Here is a 16956-nt window from a genome sequence, read left to right on the forward strand (position 1 = left end):
GGCATGCCCTCTGAACGACGTCTGGATCCTGAGCGAAGGAGTCGCATCATTGATGCCACTCTGGAGGTCATCGCGCGTGATGGCGTGTCAGGCGCTACCCACCGCCGCATTGCAGCCGTGGCTGATGTGCCACTGGGCTCGATGACTTATCACTTTGACGGCATCGAGCACTTGCTCAAGGAAGCGTTCACCCGTTTTGCCTGGTCCATTTCTGCCCGCTTCGATGCTCTCCTGGGCGTAGCCAAGACACCCGAGCAAGCTCTCGACGCCGTGGCCAATGTGATCTGTGGCGATTTCTGGCAGGAAGACAATGGTCGTGTCATGACGCTTTCCTACGAACTCTACGCCTACGCGAGTCGCAACCCCGCAATGAAGTCGATCATGCAGGACTGGATGTTTCGCAGTCAGCGGGCACTGGCGCAGCATTTCGATGCACGCACTGCCAGAACGCTAGATGCTCTGATCGAAGGGCTGACCATACATCGCTCCGTTGAGCAAGAGCCGACGAGCCGTGAAGATGTTCTGCGGGTGATCAGGTTGATCGTCAATGGCTGAATGCATTTGTCTACGCAGATTCGCTTGCGTCTAATAGTTAATTATATTAACTATTAGACAGAGGTAACCGCTGCTGTTATCCGGAGTCGCCTCTGTGATTGCTCTTTGACTGCTCCGACAATAAACACAAGAAGGACGCACCATGAAGCGAACCATTACCCACAAGACGCTGGCCGTTGCCGGCTGCCTGAGTGCTTTAGCTTTTGTTATTCCCCTCGCCAGCGCTGACTCCACCCTCTCGTTGCAAGGTAGTTGCACCTCGCTGGCAAGCAAGCTTGCCAGGCTTGATAACACTCTGATTGACACAGCCACGCGGATTGATGCCGGTGAGCTCAAGGTCGGCGGGCATGATATTGCGGCCCACTGCTTGATTCAGGGGCGCATGAATCCTCGAACTGGTATCGATGGCGCCCATTATGCCGTTGGCTTTGAGATGCGCTTGCCCCTGGCCTGGAACGGACGGTTCTTCTATCAGGCCAATGGCGGGCTGGATGGCAGTGTAGTTACCGCTACAGGCGGGCTGGGCGGAGGGCCGGTCACTAATGCCCTCGATAAAGGCTTTGCCGTTCTGAGCTCCGATGCCGGTCATACGGCGCAACAGAACATGACATTTGGCATCGACCCGCAGGCCCGTCTCGACTATGGCTATCAGGCGGCCTTGAGGCTGACGCCCATGGCCAAGCAGGCGTTACAGATAGCCTATGGCAGGCGGCCTGAACACTCCTACTTCGGTGGATGCTCCAATGGCGGTCGGCATACCTTTGTAGCCATGAATCGGCTGGCGAACGACTACGATGGCTTCCTGGCCGGCGCACCGGGCTATCGGCTTCCCCTGGCAGCGGTAGCCAGTATCTTTGGGGCGCAGCAGTATGCCAAGGTCGCCACGGATCCCAATGACCTGTCTACTGCATTCACTGCCCAGGAGCGTGCTTTGGTTGCAAAACGCGTCCTGGCACGTTGCGATGCCTTGGATGGTGCTATCGATGGGCTTGTGCAGGATTACCCGCGCTGCCAGCGTACGTTCAGTCTGTGGCGAGATGTCCCTACCTGTCGGGGTGAGCGCAACGGTCAGTGCCTGAGCATTGCGCAGAAGCGTGCCATAGACCCTATTTTCAAGGGAGCTACAACGCGGGTGGGCAAGCGATTCTATTCGAGTTTCCCCTATGACAGCGGTCTTGCGACCAAGGATGTAGCTTCCTGGGAGTTCGAGTCGCCTATCAGCCGTGACTCATTGGCCGTGGGTATTGTATTTGGCGTACCGCCGGTAAGCCCGGCGACGTTCGATGGCAAGTCGCTGGCCCTCAACAGCTCCATTGATGATCTGCTCGCACGAATCACACGTTCCAATGCGATCTACATCGAATCCGCCATGCGATTCATGACACCCCCGAATCCTACCCATCTTGAGTTACTGAGACAGCGGGGAGCCAAGGTCATGGTGTATCACGGTGTCAGCGATCCTATTTTTTCGGTCGACGATACCGTGGCTTGGTATGAAGGGCTCCAGAAAAGCAATCGCGGTCAAGCAGAGCGCTTTGCCCGCTTGTATACCGTACCGGGCATGGGACATTGCCAAGGCGGACCGTCCACCGATCAATTCGACATGCTGACGCCTCTGGTCAACTGGGTTGAAAAGGGCAGGGCGCCAGAAGAGATCATTGCCACCGCACGCGGCATAGGTAATGCAGGCGGAGTGAATGCTGACGTTCCGGCGGACTGGTCACCTGCACGGACACGCCCACTGTGTCCTTACCCGCGTATTGCCCTGTACAACGGCACCGGCGATATCGAGTCGGCAGCAAGCTTCAGCTGCCGTGAACGGCCCCGTGGTTCGTCTGGAAACACGGAGCTGTAAGTCTGGTAAAGGCGCTCCGAGGAATGCTTCGGAGCGCTTCTGGTTTACTGGCCGTTTCTGGCCATTTTCAAAGGCAGACCGCACCGTGCATTACTGGTGCGTTGTAACAAGTGTGGCGGCCACATGCCTGGAATAGGCTGGGCCAGACGGATTTTAAGAAACTCGGTCGCGTCTGCTGCCCGCTCGCGACCACCACCGCCCGGAAAGTTGTTATCGTTGACCACCAGCAGGGTGCGCTCGTCCAGCGGCAGCACATCTTCGATGGTGACATAGGGGAACGTGAATACATTTGAGCCATCGCCGTTCAGGTCGTCTGGATCGTCCAGGTGCATCAGATCGACCAGCTCGGTCTTGCGTACCACGCCGCCATTAGGCACGGCACGGGTGTCGATCAGGTAGATCCGCTTGAACGGGACGCCATTGGTGGCTGTGCCGCCGTTACGCTCGATGACCAGAAAGCGATTATCGTCGATGGCTGTCATGTCCCCAATAGCATTGCCAGCAGCTTGGGTACGATAAAAATAGGTAACGCCAGTGAAGCGCTCATGATCGATGTCGAATTCGTTGATACGCAGCTGGTTGGCCGGATCACCTGTCACCGGTTTTTCCAGTAGGGCATACAATTTGTCACCACGGGGGTTGATAGCCATACCCTCAAACCCGCCCGAGCCGCCCAGGTTGGCTGTGGCCTTTCCTGCCACAACGTCCTTGTTTTCCGGCGCGTAAACGCCCGGAAGTGGGATTTCGCTCCGCAATACGGTTCCTGAGCCGTCTGTCTTGACCAGATAAGGTCCGAACTCATCGCCAAACCACAATGCACAGTTCTTGTCTCGGCGCACGGACTCGACGTCCAGATCAGCACCAGTGATCAGGCGAGAGAACTGAATGGCGGGATCCACTTCGGGATTGGTGCTCTTGTTGTAGTAGTGAGCGTAATCCGCCTGGATAGGCATGGTCAGTTTACGGTTGACATCGTTGAGCGTGATTCGCGACGGCTCGGTAAAGCGAGCCAGAGGCATGCCGGTCAGAGCATTGCTTGCGGTAACCGTACCGGTACCGCCGCGGCGGGTCTTGAAATCAACCCGTGCGCTATACAGACGCAGCAGGGCATCGGCAGAGTTGGCCTGAGTGCCGAAGCCATTGTCTGTCAGGAACAGAAAACTGTTTTCATCAGCGCCTGGCAACACCGCGGAAAACCCCTGTACGGGCTGGCGGCCCTGATAAGGCGGCACAAAGGTGCCATACGGATTTGGACTGATGAACTGGCCAGAAGTAGGCCCATCGGAAAACGTATCAGGTGGCATGACAGCCCAGCCTACCAGCGTGTTATTGGGAGACGCCAGCGCATGAGTGGACAGCGCAGCCGCCAGCGCGACCCAGAGAGGCCGTACTTTTTTCATTGTTATCTTCTCCGTCCAGGAAGTGAGTGCACCGGTCGCAAGCCCATGGCAGCTGCTCCAGTGGTGCTGAGCACAATACGGCGCAAGTGTGTCAGGCATATGGCACCGAGCCGCACGGCTGGCGGTACGTTGACGCCTGTGCCAGAAGGAGAGGTATACGCTGAGGTTATACAGGCTCAAGGTGCGTGAGGCCCTTTCGAGCCTATAAGGTGACGACAAAACATAGCCATGGCTAAAAAGATTAGCTCTATCTATCTGATAGACTTGATAAATTTCTTTGTGTATTGTGGCGGCTTCTTTGGGGAGTAGCCTGCTTTCGAATGCTTCGAAAGTGTTTATGTCAACATTCTCGGCATGCATGCCGTGGCATAAACGACCACCCGGTTGGCGAGACCATTGATATATCTGCGTTCAGGATCGGGCGCGTGGATATGTCATTGGACGTTAGCCCGATCGGTACGGAAATCGTGAATCCAGCTGCTCTCGTCTTACTTGCCTTAGCCATGTCCACGGATGCGTTCGCCGCTGCGGTGGGCAAAGGTGCCAGCCTGCATAAGCCTTGTTTGCGAGAAGCGCTGCGCACCGGAGCGATCTTTGGCACCATCGAGGCCATTACCCCCGTCATTGGCTGGGCTGCCGGCCTTGCAGCTGCTCAGTTTGTACAAGAGTGGGATCACTGGATTGCCTTTACGCTTCTGTTAGGTCTGGGTCTGCGCATGATCTGGTCTGGCGTGAGAGAAGCAGAAGAGGCCGAGGAAAAGCCCACTCAGCACTCGTTCTGGTTGCTCGCCATTACGGCGGTAGCCACCAGTATCGATGCTCTGGCGGTCGGCGTGGGGCTTGCTTTCATCAACGTCAATATCATTGGCGCGGCGCTGGCCATCGGCTTAGCGACCATGATCATGGTGACTATCGGCGTCATGTTGGGGCGCGTGATGGGGGCTGTCATCGGCAAGCGGGCCGAGATCATTGGCGGGGTAGTGCTAATCGGTATCGGCTCGGTCATTCTGCATGAGCATCTGACCGCAGTAACCGGCTGATCCGGCTGGGTGCCGTCCGTAATCGTTGATCAATTACGTCCTGTTTCATGTTTTAAAACCAGAGCGCCTGCGGTAGATGTCTGCAGGCGCTCTGGTGTTCTGGGGAAGCGTTCCTGAGAAGGACTGGCGCTTCCAGGCTGCTTCGTTAACGCTGAACGTTAGGGAAGCGCTGCTTCAGGTAAGTATCCACTTCATTAAAGTCATAGCCCTGCTCTTTGGCCTTAAGAGCAAGGTCTGAGACGCATTTAGGACTTGGCGCATCTGCTGCCTCATCCTTACAGACGTCCGGCTGGGCCTGAGTAATGTATTCGCTGACTGAAGGTCTGGGTTTGACGGCATCGCCATCAAAGGTCTCGGACTTGGGCAGAATGAACTTGTTGACCACGATGGCAAACAGGATTCCCAAGATCGCAAGCGTTATGACATACGTAGCCGTAATGCGTTTACGCTTCGGGACATTCTCTAACTTGCTCAAATCAGCACTCCTTTCTAGAGGGATCGATAACATTGTCCTTCGGTTACGATTTAGTAACCCGCTTGTGACCAGAAGTTCAGCGTTTTGCCGTGCAGGACGTTGATCCGAATCAATAAGGCGTCGGTGTGGGAGTGAGCTAACAGGCCGGGCTGCGGATTTTCAGTGTTTCAGCCTGATAGGTTTTCCACTTATAAAGTGAATATGCTTGTGGATAATTACGGCTAGCCCATATACGGCAAGGGCTGGACAGAGTTGATCATTTTTTGATCAGTTTGAGATTGGGCAGCGGCCAGCAGTAACCGGATCGCTTTGATTCATGAGGCGCCGGCGCGATAGGGTGAAAAGGTGGGGCCATACCCATCCTTCCAGACTCTCAAACCAAACGCCCCCGTTAGTACGGGGGCGTTTGGTTTCATCGGGTACAGTGCTGTTTAGACCTGAGCGCTGCGCTCCTTGATTTCCTGGTGCAGAATGCGGTCGTTTTCGGAGTAATCGACCGGGCAATCGATTACATGTACGCCTGGTGTGTTCACGCAGCGCTCAACCAATGAGGCGAATTCCGCAGCGCTTTCCACCCGATGGCCCTGAGCGCCATAGCTTTCGGCATAACGGACAAAGTCCGGGTTACCGTAGTCCAGACCATAATCTTCAAAGCCCATCTGTGCCTGCTTCCAGCGGATCATGCCGTATCCGTCATCACGCAGAATGATGACCACAAGGTTCATCTTCAGACGTACTGCAGTTTCCAGCTCTTGGCTGTTCATCATGAAGCCGCCGTCGCCGCAGACAGCAACGATAGGCGTCTGTGGATGAACCAGGCGTGCCGCCATGGCAGAAGGCAGTCCCGCACCCATGGTAGCCAGTGCGTTATCCAGCAACACCGTGTTGGGCATGTAGGCCTTATAGTTACGGGCAAACCAGATCTTGTAGATACCGTTATCCAGCGCCACGATACCATCCGACGGCAGTACCTTGCGCAGGTCTGCGACCATACGCTGCGGGTACATCGGGAAGCGGTCATCTGTAGAACCTTCGGAGACATGAGCCTCGTTGGCTTCACGAATGGTCAACAGGCGGTCGAAGTCCCAGGTTGGTTGAACTTCAATGGCTTCCTTGATTTGCCAGATGGCATTGGCGATATCGCCTACCACTTCTACCTGAGGGAAATACACCGGATCGACTTCGGCCGAACGGAAGTTGATGTGGATGACCTCCGTACCTCCACGCACCATGAAGAACGGTGGCTTCTCGATGACATCGTGGCCAATGTTGACGATCAGATCAGCCGACTCCAGCGCACGGTGCACGAAGTCACCGGCCGACAGCGCCGCGTTACCCAGGAAACGGGGATGACGCTCATCCACCACCCCTTTACCCATCTGGGTGGTAATGAACGGAATACCCGTCTTTTCAATCAACTGACGCAGCACGCGCGCCGTCATCTTGCGATTAGCCCCCGCACCGATGACCAGGACTGGGCTGCGTGCGCCTTCCAGCTTGGATATGGCCGCCTGGATGGACTTGTATTCAGCGATGGGTCGGCGGGTCAGGCTGGGTGGAATCGGGGTGCTTTCAGTCTGCTCAGCCGCGATGTCTTCTGGAAGCTCCAGGTGAACCGAACCGGGCTTTTCTTCTTCAGCCAGACGGATCGCTTCACGAATACGCGAAGGGATATTGTCGGCAGAAGCCAGCTGGTGGGTGTACTTGGTAATCGGGTCCATCATGCCGCAGACATCGATAATCTGGAAACGGCCCTGCTTGGACTTCTTGATTGGCTTCTGCCCGGTGATCATCATCATCGGCATGCCGCCCAGGTAGGCATAGGCGCCTGCAGTCACAAGGTTTGTGGCGCCTGGGCCTAACGTCGACAGACACACGCCGGTCTTACCGGTCAGACGACCATAGGTCGCCGCCATGAATCCGGCGGATTGTTCGTGACGTGTCAGGATCAGTTTGATCTGGCTGGAACGGGAGAGCGAGTCCAGCAGGTCCAGGTTTTCTTCCCCAGGAATACCAAAGATGTATTCCACACCTTCGTTTTCCAGACAACGTACGATCAAATCAGAGGCCTTGGCCATCACTTTTTCCTTCAGGTAGGGCGGTTAGAGAAGCTCCGACCCAAGGGTGCAATGCTGATAGTGATTTGTCCATGCCGCATGGGCCGTAGAAGGACAAATTCAGTAAAAAAATTCATTTTTTTGCAAAAAAAGCGAGGCGGAACAGACGAAATGTAGTGGTTTAGCTCAATAGCTACATGCTGACGCCTTAGCCTGACCGGATGCTAGTGAAGTGAGGCAATTTATAGCCAGCCTTAGATTATCTTTAAGGTGCAAGGGGCTCTTTCAAGTTCGTACGGTAGATCTGCATGGATACGGAAGAGATAACGTTAAGCCTGGGCCGTGACTGGAACCCTTCAGCAACATCAGTAATCAAGCGCTTTTAAGAAGTTGCCCAAGTCTGCTGGCCAGCGGAGCAAACAGTTCCGTCGCCGTATTGCCATATCCAATTACCAAGCCGTTGTCCTCGGGCAGCGGTGACAAGGTATAACGTGACAGAGCCGATGGAGCCATATTGTAGCGACTAGCCGCTTCAACTACCTTCTGATCACAACAATGTGCGGGTAGACGTAACGTCAGATGCATTCCCGCATTTCCACCCATGAGTTCATAGGGCATAGGGATGAACTGCTGGAGCGCGGTGCGCAAGATCTGTTGGCGCTCACGGTACAGGCGCCGCATGCGGCCTAGATGACGACTGAAATGTCCCTTCTCGATAAAGGACGCCATCGCCAACTGCTCATGACGATGTCCTCCACGCAGCATTTCTGTCAGGGAGGCGCGGGTCGCTACCATCAGTGAGTGAGGCAGTACCATGAAACCCAGGCGAAGCGCTGGAAACATGGTTTTGCTGAAGCTGCCGATATACACCACCGGCGCATTCAGGACGAGGCCTTGCATGGCTTTTACAGGCTCACCGAAATGGCGAAACTCGCTGTCATAATCATCTTCAATGATCCAGGCGCCATGCGCTCGTGCCTGCTCAATCAATGCCAGACGCCGGCTTACGCTAAGCACTGACCCCATGGGATATTGATGAGAGGGAGTAGTGTAGATCAGGCGAGGTGGAGCAGTAACCCAGTCAGCGGCTGCTACTGCCAACCCTTCTGTATCGACCCGTTTGGGAACGATATGTAGATCACCTGCACGCATTGCAGTCTTTACACCCCGGTAGCCGGGATCTTCAATCCAGGCCGTATCGCCTGGATTGGTCAGCAGGCGAACAGATAGCGCCAGGGCTTCCTGGGTTCCTTCGGTAATGATGATCTGCTCTGCCGTGCAGTTAACCCCGCGTGAAAGCGAGAGATAACGTGCTAGCGAGGCGCGTAAACGTGGCTCACCCAACGGATCTCCATAGCCCAGACCCGAAGCGCCTGCACGGCTGATCTCCTGATCCAACACCCGTCGCCAGGTAGAGAGCGGAAAGTAGGAGAGTGCCGGGATACCAGGCCGGAGTGCACCACTGGATTCGGCGAGCGCTGAGGCATCCCCTATCTGCTCAATGCGTCGGGCCAGTCCGACCGTGCATGGCGTATCATCTACAGCGGATACAGGCCTCTCGGACAATCTCGCGACTCGGGTACCGGTAGGGCTCGCATGAACATACCCTTCGGTGGAAAGTTGCTCATATACGGCAATAACCGTGTTGCGTGAAATTGATAACGCACTGGCCAGTTCACGTGAGCCGGGCAGCCGAGTGGCTGCCGCTAGCTGTCCCTTCAAAATAGCTGATTGAAGTCGTTCATAGAGCTGTGCCTGCAACGACGCCGCTGATGGGGCTCGAGAGAGTGGTGTGTCAAACAGCAACAGGGTTTCACGTATCGTACTCATCAGCTAAGTGTCTGGCTCTATAAAAAAGCTCAAATGTGGCTCTTTTGGCAGAACCATATCCTGAATACCGTTATAGCTCATTCAACTGTTGGTCAGGTAGATGATGAATCGGGAAGAAATACGGAACGCGTATCAACAACCCATAGGGCAGCCTCTGGCAGAGTGGACAGAGCGTTTGCGGCCGTCTCGTACGGTAAAGGAGGGTCGCTATTGTCGCCTTGAGCCACTCAATGCTGAGATCCACGCATCCGACCTGTACGAGGCGTATGGTCATGCAGAAGACGGCAGAGACTGGACCTATATGCTGTCCGGCCCTTTCACTCATGAAGCGGACTATTACCGGTTTGCCGAGCAGGCTGCTGCGAGTGAGGACCCGATGCACTTCGCGGTGGTCGATCTACGAAGCGGTCGCGCGGTTGGGACGTTGTCCCTGATGCGGATAGATCCTGCCAATGGCGTTATGGAGGTTGGTCATGTTGCTTTCTCCACACTCATGAAGCGCTCGATACTTTCAACCGAAGCACATTATCTGCTTATGTATCATGCCTTCGAGGACCTGGGCTATCGGCGTTACGAGTGGAAATGCGATAGCCTGAACGAGCCCTCGCGCCAGGCTGCGCTTCGCTTGGGGTTTCAGTTTGAAGGGGTATTCCGGCAGGCTCTGGTTTACAAGGGACGGAGCCGGGATACGGCCTGGTTTTCAATCATTGACACTGAATGGCCGGTACTGCGTAACGCGTTTACAGGATGGTTAGACCCGGCCAACTTTAACGAGGACGGCCAACAGCTCCGTTCCCTTCAGGCATTCCAAAGGAGCGCTCGGGTAAACGATCCACTCGGTTGAGCCGACTTGGTTGATTCAGAGAAAAGCCGTAGCAGCTTTTACTCCGGCCTTCCTGCGCTTCAAACATGCTGGCCACCATTGACATGGATCTCGGAGCCATTAATGTACGACGCGCCTCCTGTACATAAAAAATAGATCAAGGAGGCCACTTCCTCGGGCTTACCCAGGCGATGAAGTGGAATATCGCGTTGAACGATTTCTTCCGTTCCGGGTGAAAGAATCGAGGTATCGATTTCACCCGGAGCAATGGCATTTACCCTGATGCCATGCGGGCCGAAGTCGTAGGCCATTTCCCGGGTCAGCGCCGAAAGGGCCGCTTTGGACGTTGCATAGGCTACGCCGGCGAATGGATGAACTCGCGACCCAGCAATGGAGGTAACGTTGATGACGCAACCCTTGGCGACCTTGAGCTCGTTGAACAACCCTTTTGCCAGCAGGGCGGTAGAAAATAAGTTGACGTTGAATACCTTGATCCAATCGGCGTAGCCCATTTCTAACACACCCAGCCGTGAGCCGGTCTCGCTTTTGGGTGAGATGCCAGCATTATTCACTAGCGCGTCAAGACGACCACCCAGTTTGTCGTGAATCAGCGCCAAGTTCTGCTCAACGCTATCGATGTCTTCGAGGTCGAGATGGATATGGTTCATCAATCCTTCGGACCAGGGGCAGTCTGCCGCCCAGTTCTGGCGTGAAGCGGTAAATACGCGCCAGCCCGCTGCATTGAAGTGCTTGACCGTGGCATGGCCGATGCCACGGCTCGCGCCCGTCAATAATAATGTCTTTTGCGTCATGGCCGTCTTCCTGAAAGGGGACACCTATCATAAGCATATCTGCCTATTTGTGGTGTACAGGCGGCCTAGCGGTTAAACCACTGTTCAAGTTCGGAAGAAAGGGCAGAGGCGTACACGTCACAGAAGCACGGTGTGAAGTGTGTGCCTACCGGCGTAGGTAGGCACACGAGTAGGCGTTAATGGTCCATTTCGTCTTTAGTGATCTTGCCACTGTGCGGGTCTACATGAAATTCATACTTCATGCCGTCCTGCTTGGTGCCTTCTCCTTCCCAATGCCCATCGTCCGCTTCGATCTTGGTGATCTCTGTATAGCCGGCAGCCTTGAGCGCAGCCTCCGCCTGATCTTTGCTGATCCAGTCAGCACCCGGCTGATCAGCCCAGGCTACACTGGCAGTCAGTAGTGAGGCTGTTAGAAAAGCAGTTATCTTTCTCATGGCGAGTCCTCATGATGGGTACGAGATAATTGAGTGCTCCTGAAGCGTGGAGTTCGCGTGCCTAACGTGTCGCGATACCCTTCTTGAGAACCGACTCAGAACAATCACCGTGGTTGCCTGTTCTATCGCCGTAATGGCGGTAAAGGCGTTTACTGAGATTTCCACTGTTCTAGGCCTGAAAAGGTTCAGGCAAAATAATATTACATGTAATGGTCAAAAATACTTACATGTAAGTATTGCACTGCCCTGGATTCAGGAGTAGATTTTCTTACATGTAATGAGTCTGGGAGGTCAGATGCCTCGCAAGAAACCATCGGATGATGCTATGGCCAAGGCAGGCTCCGGCAAGGGTAAAACGACTGCTGATTATGTGCGCGAAATGCGGACACGATTACGTGAGGCAGGTCTGGTAAAGCGTGAGTTCTGGATTCTTCCTGAAAACGTTAACGCCCTTCGGGGTATCGAGAAAGCGCTACGGCAGCCCTTTTTGGGCGAGAAAGTCAAACTGGAGGACTTTATGACCGAGAACACCAACTGGAGTATCAGCTCGCTGCACAAGGCCCTGGCCGAGCTTGAGGTGGTTGAGAAGGGCGAGATTGTTCTGACCGTTGCTGAAGGTGCGGTGCCCAGCATCAAGCTTACCATGACTGAGTATGGCGACTTGCCGATTTACCTGGCGGTCTCCGGTGATCAGGTGTTAGTCGATGCGACGCTGTTCGAGGCAGGCAAAGTCAAGGATACCGTTGAGTTCAACAGCCTGCTGCTGCGTAGCCGGGACATGTTCCCCCTGTCCTCGGTAGGTATCGAATCGGTAGACGGTACAGAGATTTATTGCATGTTTGGTGCCTTGAGCGCGGCCTCGTCCCTGACGGTCATCGTTCAGGAGATCTACACCCTGGCGGAAAACGTGATTCGTGCTGCTGAAGCATTCGAAGATCATATCAAGGCCTGACCCTTTATTCGCATTGGAGTACACAGATGAGCATTTGGAAAAAAGTAGTAACCGCGCTTCGCGGTGGCGCCTCTGAAGTGGGCGAAGCAATTGTCGATCAGCAGGCGATCCGTATTCTTGACCAGGAAATCCGTGATGCCGAAGCCGCCTTGCTGCGGGCTCGTAACGGCCTGGTCGATATCAAGGCCAAGCACAAGCTATCGCTGCAACGTCTGGATGCCTTCAAGGGGGACATTCAGAACTGGGAAGGCAAGGCGATGGCTGCGCTGGAGAAAGGCGAGGAAGGTCTGGCGACTGAGTGTGCAAACAAGGTAGCCGAGATCGAGGCCCAGCGTGATCAGGAGCAGGTGCTGGCGGATCAGTTCGGCAAGCAGACAGAAGCCCTGCATGCTCAGGTCATCAAGGCCGAAGCGCAGATCAAGGGGCTCAAGCAGCAAGTCGAGATGGCCAAGGCGCGGGAAACCGTTCAGAAGGCACGAGTGGCAACAGCTGCCGCTACAGGTGGTGCCAATGGTTCCCTGGAAACGGCTGTAGATTCGCTGGCCCGGATCAAGGCCCGTCAGGACGAGCAGGATGCTCGCCTGCAAGCCGCTGAAGAACTTGCCAGCGCTTCCAACGGCGGTGATCTGGAGCGCCGTCTGCAGGAAGCCGGGATCGGGTCCAAGTCAGGGGGCGGTGCTGATGTCCTGGCTCGCCTGAAGGCCAAGCAATCTTCAGATTCTGCACAATAAGCGTTGCAGGCAGAAGAGTAGCCGGATTCTTCCGGCTACTCTCTTGTGTCATGAGAGATATCGATGCGAACAGGAAAATGCCTGCCGGTTATTCTCATGCTGGCTGGGATCATGGTGCTGGTTCAGCTAGTGAATACCTTGACGGCGAACAGCCTGGTACACCACGGAATCATCCCTCGTACATTTAGCGGCTTGCAGGGTCTCCTGTTTGCTCCTTTCCTGCACGGCTCCATCCGGCATCTGCTCAGTAACCTTGCGCCCTTTGTAGTGCTCAGCTGGCTTATTTCCAACGAAGGCCTCGAGCGCTATGTTCGGGTGCTCGTGCTGATTGCTGTGTTGGGCGGACTGCTGGTCTGGCTGCTGGGTCGGCCTAGTATTCATGTAGGAGCCAGTGGGCTTATCTTCGGTCTGTGGTCCTATGTTCTGGCCCGCGCGTGGTTTCAGCGGAGCCTTTTGAGTCTGTTGATTGCCGCAGCCGCCTTGCTGGGTTACGGCGGGCTAGTCTTTGGTTTTCTACCCGTGCCGGGTATTTCGTTCGAGTCCCACATCGCCGGTGCCGTTGCAGGCATAGTGGTCGGGTGGATCATGCATTCGAAGACATTGCTGGCCGATGCCAGATAATCTCTACAATAAGGAAACAGGAGGTGCTTTATGAGTTGGATCAAGAGGGCGCTAGGCATGGAGGCGCCGCTCCCCAAGGAAAGGGCAGGTTCTGCACCTATCACCAACGCCAGCCCGCTGGGGCTGACCCGGGAGCGGATGATATGCCTGGACAAATCCCTGAAGCTGCTGCTCGACGGGCACTCGCACGTTACCCTGCCAGGGGATGAAAAGGTCTGGGCGGTGGGTAATATCGACCTTGGCCAGTCCATGCGACTGCTGCGTTTCTATCTGGACGATGAGGATTATTTCCTCCAGATAGTCATGAACGGCCCTAGCAATGATGACATCCAGGACATCATTCTTTTTGGCTATCACAGCGTCACCACGATCAACAGCAAGGCCGAGTTGCTAAGCCTCTCGGGGCCGGGCGCAAAGCTGGGTATGCCACTCTATGAGCTCGACGGCGAGGAGTATGAACGCCAATGGGGAACGGAAGACGGCCAGACTGAGCTGACGCCGCTCCTTGAGTACGTCAAAAGTCCAGAGCAGTCTTATCGAATCCGGCATAATTGCATGCTCTACGCACGTGAAATCGGCCTGGTGAATCGTCGGGAGTTTCTGCTCCTGTCGGTCGAGGAAGATGATGAGGGTGTCATCTCGCTGTCGACGGCCGTTGGCGTAACGCTACAACCTACAGACCTTCAGGTCCTCTGATAAGGAAATCTCCATGCTTGAAGCACTTCGTCTATCCCTGAACGCCGGCGCGGTAATGGGCTTCATCATTTATATTGTTGTTGCCGCTATCCTGTTTGCCTTGTTCCAGCTGATTTATACCCGTCTCACACCACACAAGGAATTTGCGCTCATTCGCGAGGGCAACACTGCGGCTGCCATTGCCTTGGGTGGCTCGCTGATCGGCTTTGCCCTGCCAGCAAGCAACATCATTGCCTACAGCGTAAGCGTTCTGGACTTTGTGGTCTGGGTCGTCATCGCTGCGGTCGTTCAGCTGTTGACCTTCCTTGGCACCAGCCTGGTGGTGAAGGACCTTTCTGCTCGTATCGGGCGAGGTGAAACGGCTGCGGCAGTGTATTCAGCCTCTGTCGCAATCAGTATCGGTTTTATCAATTCCGCCTGCATGACGCCGTCGGTCTGAGCCAGGAGGAATAACCGATGAGAAAACGCAGTTCCGTCAAGCTGGTATTGGCCAGTACCCTGCCGCTGGCGCTGGTCGCCTGTGGCAAGTCACAGAATACCGCCACCTACAGCGCCAGCCAGAACTTCAGCTCCGTGCAGCAGTGCGTCGAGGCCAAGGTTCCGGTCGATATCTGTTCGGATGCCTATATGCAGGCGATGGCTGATCACAAGCGCATCGCGCCGACCTACGACGATCAGGCGTCATGCGATGCCGACTTCGTACCCGGTTATTGCCAGGCGACATCCGATGGCAGGTACATGCCCAAGCTGGGGGGCTTTGAACTGGCCATGTCCGGAGACCTGCCCAAGCAGGCTGTCGAGCAGGCGAACAATCAAAGCGGCGGCGGAGGTGGTGGGGGCAGTCACCTTAACGGCCTGCTCATGGGACTCCTGATCGGCAACATGCTTAGTGGCTCGGGTAACAACCACTACTACTCGCAGCCGATTTACCAGGCGCGGGACAACCGCGGCAATTATTACAACTCGACGCTTTCGCGCCAGATCGAGCAGGGTAAGACATTCAGCCGTTCGACGCAGGCCAGGACCAGTCCTACCAACAGCTATACCTCATCCACTCTGGGCAGAAGCCTGAGTCGAAATTCGGGAACATCCGGGTCAGCCGTATCTTCCACCATCTCTCGCGGAGGCTTTGGCAGTCAGGCCAGCGCTCGTAGCGGCTGGGGTGGCAAGAGCAGCGGTGGATACAGCAGTAGCTAAGGACATTCGAGCATGAAAAAGATCAGCATCGAAGAGCGCCCGGATTGGCGCGAGACCCTGGAGCGTGAAGGCTTCAACTTTCACACGATCGATGGCGAGCGCTATTGGGATGAACGGGGTTACTACCAGTTCACCGAGGCCCAGATCACCCTCGATCTGGAGCAGCCGACCCGGGAACTGCATGAGATGTGCCTGGATGTCGTCGACCGGGTTGTCGACAGCGAAGAGCTGCTCGAAGGTCTCGCCATTCCCCCGGCCTTTTTCGATCTGGTCCGCAGCTCATGGAAGGAAGGCCACCCGCATTTGTATGGGCGATTCGATTTTGCCTACGACGGAAGCGGGCCGGCCAAACTGCTGGAAGCCAACATGGATACGCCTACCTCATTGCTTGAAGCAGGATCCGTGCAGCTGTTATGGCTTGAAGATCAGATCGCCCGTGGTGTGTTGCCGCCTGAGGCAAATCAGTTCAATACCATCGCCGAAGACCTGGTACGTGCCTTTGCTGCATTTCCTGTCGGTGGGGCTTTCTATTTTTCGGCCATGTCGGGCTCGGTCGAGGACCGCGGTACGACAGATTTCTTGCGTCGAATGGCGGCACACGCCGGAATCGATGCGCGGCATATTAATGTGGAGGATATCGGGCTGACGGCTGAGGGGCGTTTCGTAGACCTTGAAGGACGTTGGATCGAGCGGCTCTTCAAGCTCCATGCCTGGGAGCATATCTTCAACGAAGAGTTTGGCAAGGCCGTACCACGATGTGATACGCAGTTCGTGGAGCCCGCCTGGAAGTCTTTGATCAGCAACAAGGGTATTCTGCCGCTGTTGTGGCGATTCAACGAGGGACACCCCAATCTGCTGCCGTGCATGGTCGATGCTGATCCAGCAAAGCCGGTTCCCAAAGGTTGGGTGCGCAAACCCTTCTTTTCGCGGGAGGGTGCCAACATTGAAATCCGCACCGATGAGGATCAGGTTGTCAGGGAGGATGGTCCTTATACGGACGCGCCGTACATACTCCAGGCTTTTTCACCGCTCCCACGCTTTGGTGACAGTTACACCCTAATCGGCTCCTGGGTGATTGCCGATGTAGCTTCGGGTATCGGCATCAGAGAAGATGACAGCCTTATTACCAAGGACTCCAGCCGGTTTTTACCGCACGTGGTATTGGGTTGATAGCGGCTATAACCCACCCGGCGTGGCACTGACTGCGCCGCTTGCTGGTATCGCACTGAACCTTCTTTATGGCTCCATCCAGAGGTTACGCAGGATAAGCCTGTTAGTACCCGGCCATCATTTGCTTGTTACATCTCTGTCTGCAGCGCTCAGCCTACAGGCCTGCTTCTAAAAATCCTCTCTAAGCGACGGAACTTAGCCGTTATCTGCGGTATTGCCTGTGCTCGGCAATCAGCAGTGTCATTGTATTTTCATCGTGAAGGTTTTTGATAGGCGAGGTTTGTCGGAGCCGGCATCTGGCTCGGGGT

At 55.4% G+C, this 16956-nt stretch carries 17 protein-coding genes and 1 riboswitch; of the genes, 11 read left to right on the plus strand and 6 right to left on the minus strand.

All coding sequences use genetic code 11. The features are described 5' to 3' along the window. Positions 1 to 3 precede the first annotated feature (3 nt). Both AC4LF3_RS22250 and AC4LF3_RS22255 read left to right on the plus strand, forming a co-directional pair. Positions 4 to 555: a TetR/AcrR family transcriptional regulator gene (locus AC4LF3_RS22250; protein WP_181123536.1), complete on the plus strand. Its 552-nt coding sequence runs from the start codon at positions 4 to 6 to the stop codon at positions 553 to 555. Between the two features lie 142 nt (positions 556 to 697). Then, complete coding sequence (locus AC4LF3_RS22255; RefSeq protein WP_491836757.1) at positions 698 to 2410, plus strand: tannase/feruloyl esterase family alpha/beta hydrolase; 1713 nt, start codon at positions 698 to 700, stop codon at positions 2408 to 2410. A 44-nt stretch (positions 2411 to 2454) separates the two neighbouring features. Here AC4LF3_RS22255 and AC4LF3_RS22260 read toward each other — a convergent pair whose 3' ends face one another. Then, on the minus strand, positions 2455 to 3810 hold the full coding sequence (locus tag AC4LF3_RS22260; RefSeq protein WP_491836758.1) for an esterase-like activity of phytase family protein: 1356 nt from the start codon (positions 3808 to 3810) through the stop codon (positions 2455 to 2457). Positions 3811 to 4103: 293 nt separating this feature from the next. Beyond that, positions 4104 to 4268, plus strand: a riboswitch (yybP-ykoY riboswitch). A 9-nt stretch (positions 4269 to 4277) separates the two neighbouring features. On the opposite strand from AC4LF3_RS22260, the gene mntP reads away from it, so the two are divergent. After that, complete coding sequence (gene mntP / locus AC4LF3_RS22265) at positions 4278 to 4850, plus strand: manganese efflux pump MntP (RefSeq protein ID WP_491836859.1); 573 nt, start codon at positions 4278 to 4280, stop codon at positions 4848 to 4850. Positions 4851 to 4995: 145 nt separating this feature from the next. Here mntP and AC4LF3_RS22270 read toward each other — a convergent pair whose 3' ends face one another. The 3 genes from AC4LF3_RS22270 to pdxR all read right to left on the minus strand — a co-directional run bounded on the left by AC4LF3_RS22270 (position 4996) and on the right by pdxR (position 9212). Continuing rightward, positions 4996 to 5325 carry a hypothetical protein gene (locus tag AC4LF3_RS22270; RefSeq protein ID WP_491836759.1) on the minus strand — a complete coding sequence of 110 codons (330 nt, stop codon included), beginning with the start codon at positions 5323 to 5325 and terminating at the stop codon, positions 4996 to 4998. A gap of 431 nt (positions 5326 to 5756) precedes the next feature. Then, positions 5757 to 7403 (minus strand): acetolactate synthase large subunit, encoded by a 1647-nt coding sequence (locus AC4LF3_RS22275; protein WP_010798806.1) that lies wholly within the window; start codon positions 7401 to 7403, stop codon positions 5757 to 5759. Positions 7404 to 7754: 351 nt separating this feature from the next. Beyond that, positions 7755 to 9212: a MocR-like pyridoxine biosynthesis transcription factor PdxR gene (gene pdxR, locus AC4LF3_RS22280; RefSeq protein ID WP_434155182.1), complete on the minus strand. Its 1458-nt coding sequence runs from the start codon at positions 9210 to 9212 to the stop codon at positions 7755 to 7757. 100 nt (positions 9213 to 9312) lie between these two features. On the opposite strand from pdxR, the gene AC4LF3_RS22285 reads away from it, so the two are divergent. Further along, the gene (locus AC4LF3_RS22285; RefSeq protein WP_491836760.1) at positions 9313 to 10056 is read left to right on the plus strand and encodes a GNAT family N-acetyltransferase; all 744 of its coding nucleotides are present in this window, start codon (positions 9313 to 9315) and stop codon (positions 10054 to 10056) included. Positions 10057 to 10115: 59 nt separating this feature from the next. Here the strand turns inward: AC4LF3_RS22285 and AC4LF3_RS22290 are convergent, their stop codons facing one another. Together AC4LF3_RS22290 and AC4LF3_RS22295 are read right to left on the minus strand one after the other, a co-directional pair. Continuing rightward, positions 10116 to 10847, minus strand: a complete 732-nt coding sequence (locus tag AC4LF3_RS22290) for an SDR family NAD(P)-dependent oxidoreductase (RefSeq protein WP_010798803.1) — start codon at positions 10845 to 10847, stop codon at positions 10116 to 10118. A gap of 176 nt (positions 10848 to 11023) precedes the next feature. Continuing rightward, a complete protein-coding gene (locus AC4LF3_RS22295; protein WP_010798802.1) occupies positions 11024 to 11281 on the minus strand; it encodes a PepSY domain-containing protein in 258 nt (85 codons plus the stop codon). 295 nt (positions 11282 to 11576) lie between these two features. Here AC4LF3_RS22295 and AC4LF3_RS22300 point away from each other — a divergent pair, with 295 nt between their 5' ends. The 7 genes from AC4LF3_RS22300 to AC4LF3_RS22330 all read left to right on the plus strand — a co-directional run bounded on the left by AC4LF3_RS22300 (position 11577) and on the right by AC4LF3_RS22330 (position 16648). Beyond that, the gene (locus AC4LF3_RS22300; RefSeq protein ID WP_197873578.1) at positions 11577 to 12233 is read left to right on the plus strand and encodes a YjfI family protein; all 657 of its coding nucleotides are present in this window, start codon (positions 11577 to 11579) and stop codon (positions 12231 to 12233) included. 26 nt (positions 12234 to 12259) lie between these two features. After that, positions 12260 to 12964: a PspA/IM30 family protein gene (locus AC4LF3_RS22305; protein WP_150346276.1), complete on the plus strand. Its 705-nt coding sequence runs from the start codon at positions 12260 to 12262 to the stop codon at positions 12962 to 12964. A 63-nt stretch (positions 12965 to 13027) separates the two neighbouring features. Next, positions 13028 to 13585, plus strand: coding sequence for a rhomboid family intramembrane serine protease (locus tag AC4LF3_RS22310; protein WP_125889131.1), 558 nt, complete (start codon positions 13028 to 13030; stop codon positions 13583 to 13585). A 30-nt stretch (positions 13586 to 13615) separates the two neighbouring features. Next, complete coding sequence (locus tag AC4LF3_RS22315) at positions 13616 to 14281, plus strand: DUF2491 family protein (RefSeq protein ID WP_010798798.1); 666 nt, start codon at positions 13616 to 13618, stop codon at positions 14279 to 14281. 13 nt (positions 14282 to 14294) lie between these two features. Then, on the plus strand, positions 14295 to 14720 hold the full coding sequence (locus AC4LF3_RS22320) for a DUF350 domain-containing protein (RefSeq protein WP_019364662.1): 426 nt from the start codon (positions 14295 to 14297) through the stop codon (positions 14718 to 14720). 17 nt (positions 14721 to 14737) lie between these two features. Continuing rightward, on the plus strand, positions 14738 to 15478 hold the full coding sequence (locus tag AC4LF3_RS22325; protein ID WP_491836761.1) for a DUF1190 domain-containing protein: 741 nt from the start codon (positions 14738 to 14740) through the stop codon (positions 15476 to 15478). A 12-nt stretch (positions 15479 to 15490) separates the two neighbouring features. Continuing rightward, positions 15491 to 16648 (plus strand): glutathionylspermidine synthase family protein, encoded by a 1158-nt coding sequence (locus tag AC4LF3_RS22330; protein WP_491836762.1) that lies wholly within the window; start codon positions 15491 to 15493, stop codon positions 16646 to 16648. Positions 16649 to 16956 lie beyond the last annotated feature (308 nt).

It is taken from the genome of Pseudomonas sp. C2.3V, assembly GCF_058536325.1.

What these genes read in the sequence shown, in the direction of transcription:
- AC4LF3_RS22315 (WP_010798798.1), top strand. Translation starts at nt 13,616, where the DNA reads ATGAGTTGGATCAAGAGGGCGCTAGGCATGGAGGCGCCGCTCCCCAAG.
- AC4LF3_RS22320 (WP_019364662.1), top strand. Translation starts at nt 14,295, where the DNA reads ATGCTTGAAGCACTTCGTCTATCCCTGAACGCCGGCGCGGTAATGGGC.
- AC4LF3_RS22290 (WP_010798803.1), bottom strand. Translation starts at nt 10,847, where the DNA reads ATGACGCAAAAGACATTATTATTGACGGGCGCGAGCCGTGGCATCGGC.
- AC4LF3_RS22285 (WP_491836760.1), top strand. Translation starts at nt 9,313, where the DNA reads ATGATGAATCGGGAAGAAATACGGAACGCGTATCAACAACCCATAGGG.
- AC4LF3_RS22310 (WP_125889131.1), top strand. Translation starts at nt 13,028, where the DNA reads ATGCGAACAGGAAAATGCCTGCCGGTTATTCTCATGCTGGCTGGGATC.
- AC4LF3_RS22260 (WP_491836758.1), bottom strand. Translation starts at nt 3,810, where the DNA reads ATGAAAAAAGTACGGCCTCTCTGGGTCGCGCTGGCGGCTGCGCTGTCC.
- AC4LF3_RS22275 (WP_010798806.1), bottom strand. Translation starts at nt 7,403, where the DNA reads ATGGCCAAGGCCTCTGATTTGATCGTACGTTGTCTGGAAAACGAAGGT.
- AC4LF3_RS22330 (WP_491836762.1), top strand. Translation starts at nt 15,491, where the DNA reads ATGAAAAAGATCAGCATCGAAGAGCGCCCGGATTGGCGCGAGACCCTG.
- AC4LF3_RS22255 (WP_491836757.1), top strand. Translation starts at nt 698, where the DNA reads ATGAAGCGAACCATTACCCACAAGACGCTGGCCGTTGCCGGCTGCCTG.
- AC4LF3_RS22300 (WP_197873578.1), top strand. Translation starts at nt 11,577, where the DNA reads ATGCCTCGCAAGAAACCATCGGATGATGCTATGGCCAAGGCAGGCTCC.
- AC4LF3_RS22250 (WP_181123536.1), top strand. Translation starts at nt 4, where the DNA reads ATGCCCTCTGAACGACGTCTGGATCCTGAGCGAAGGAGTCGCATCATT.
- AC4LF3_RS22295 (WP_010798802.1), bottom strand. Translation starts at nt 11,281, where the DNA reads ATGAGAAAGATAACTGCTTTTCTAACAGCCTCACTACTGACTGCCAGT.
- AC4LF3_RS22325 (WP_491836761.1), top strand. Translation starts at nt 14,738, where the DNA reads ATGAGAAAACGCAGTTCCGTCAAGCTGGTATTGGCCAGTACCCTGCCG.
- AC4LF3_RS22305 (WP_150346276.1), top strand. Translation starts at nt 12,260, where the DNA reads ATGAGCATTTGGAAAAAAGTAGTAACCGCGCTTCGCGGTGGCGCCTCT.
- pdxR (WP_434155182.1), bottom strand. Translation starts at nt 9,212, where the DNA reads ATGAGTACGATACGTGAAACCCTGTTGCTGTTTGACACACCACTCTCT.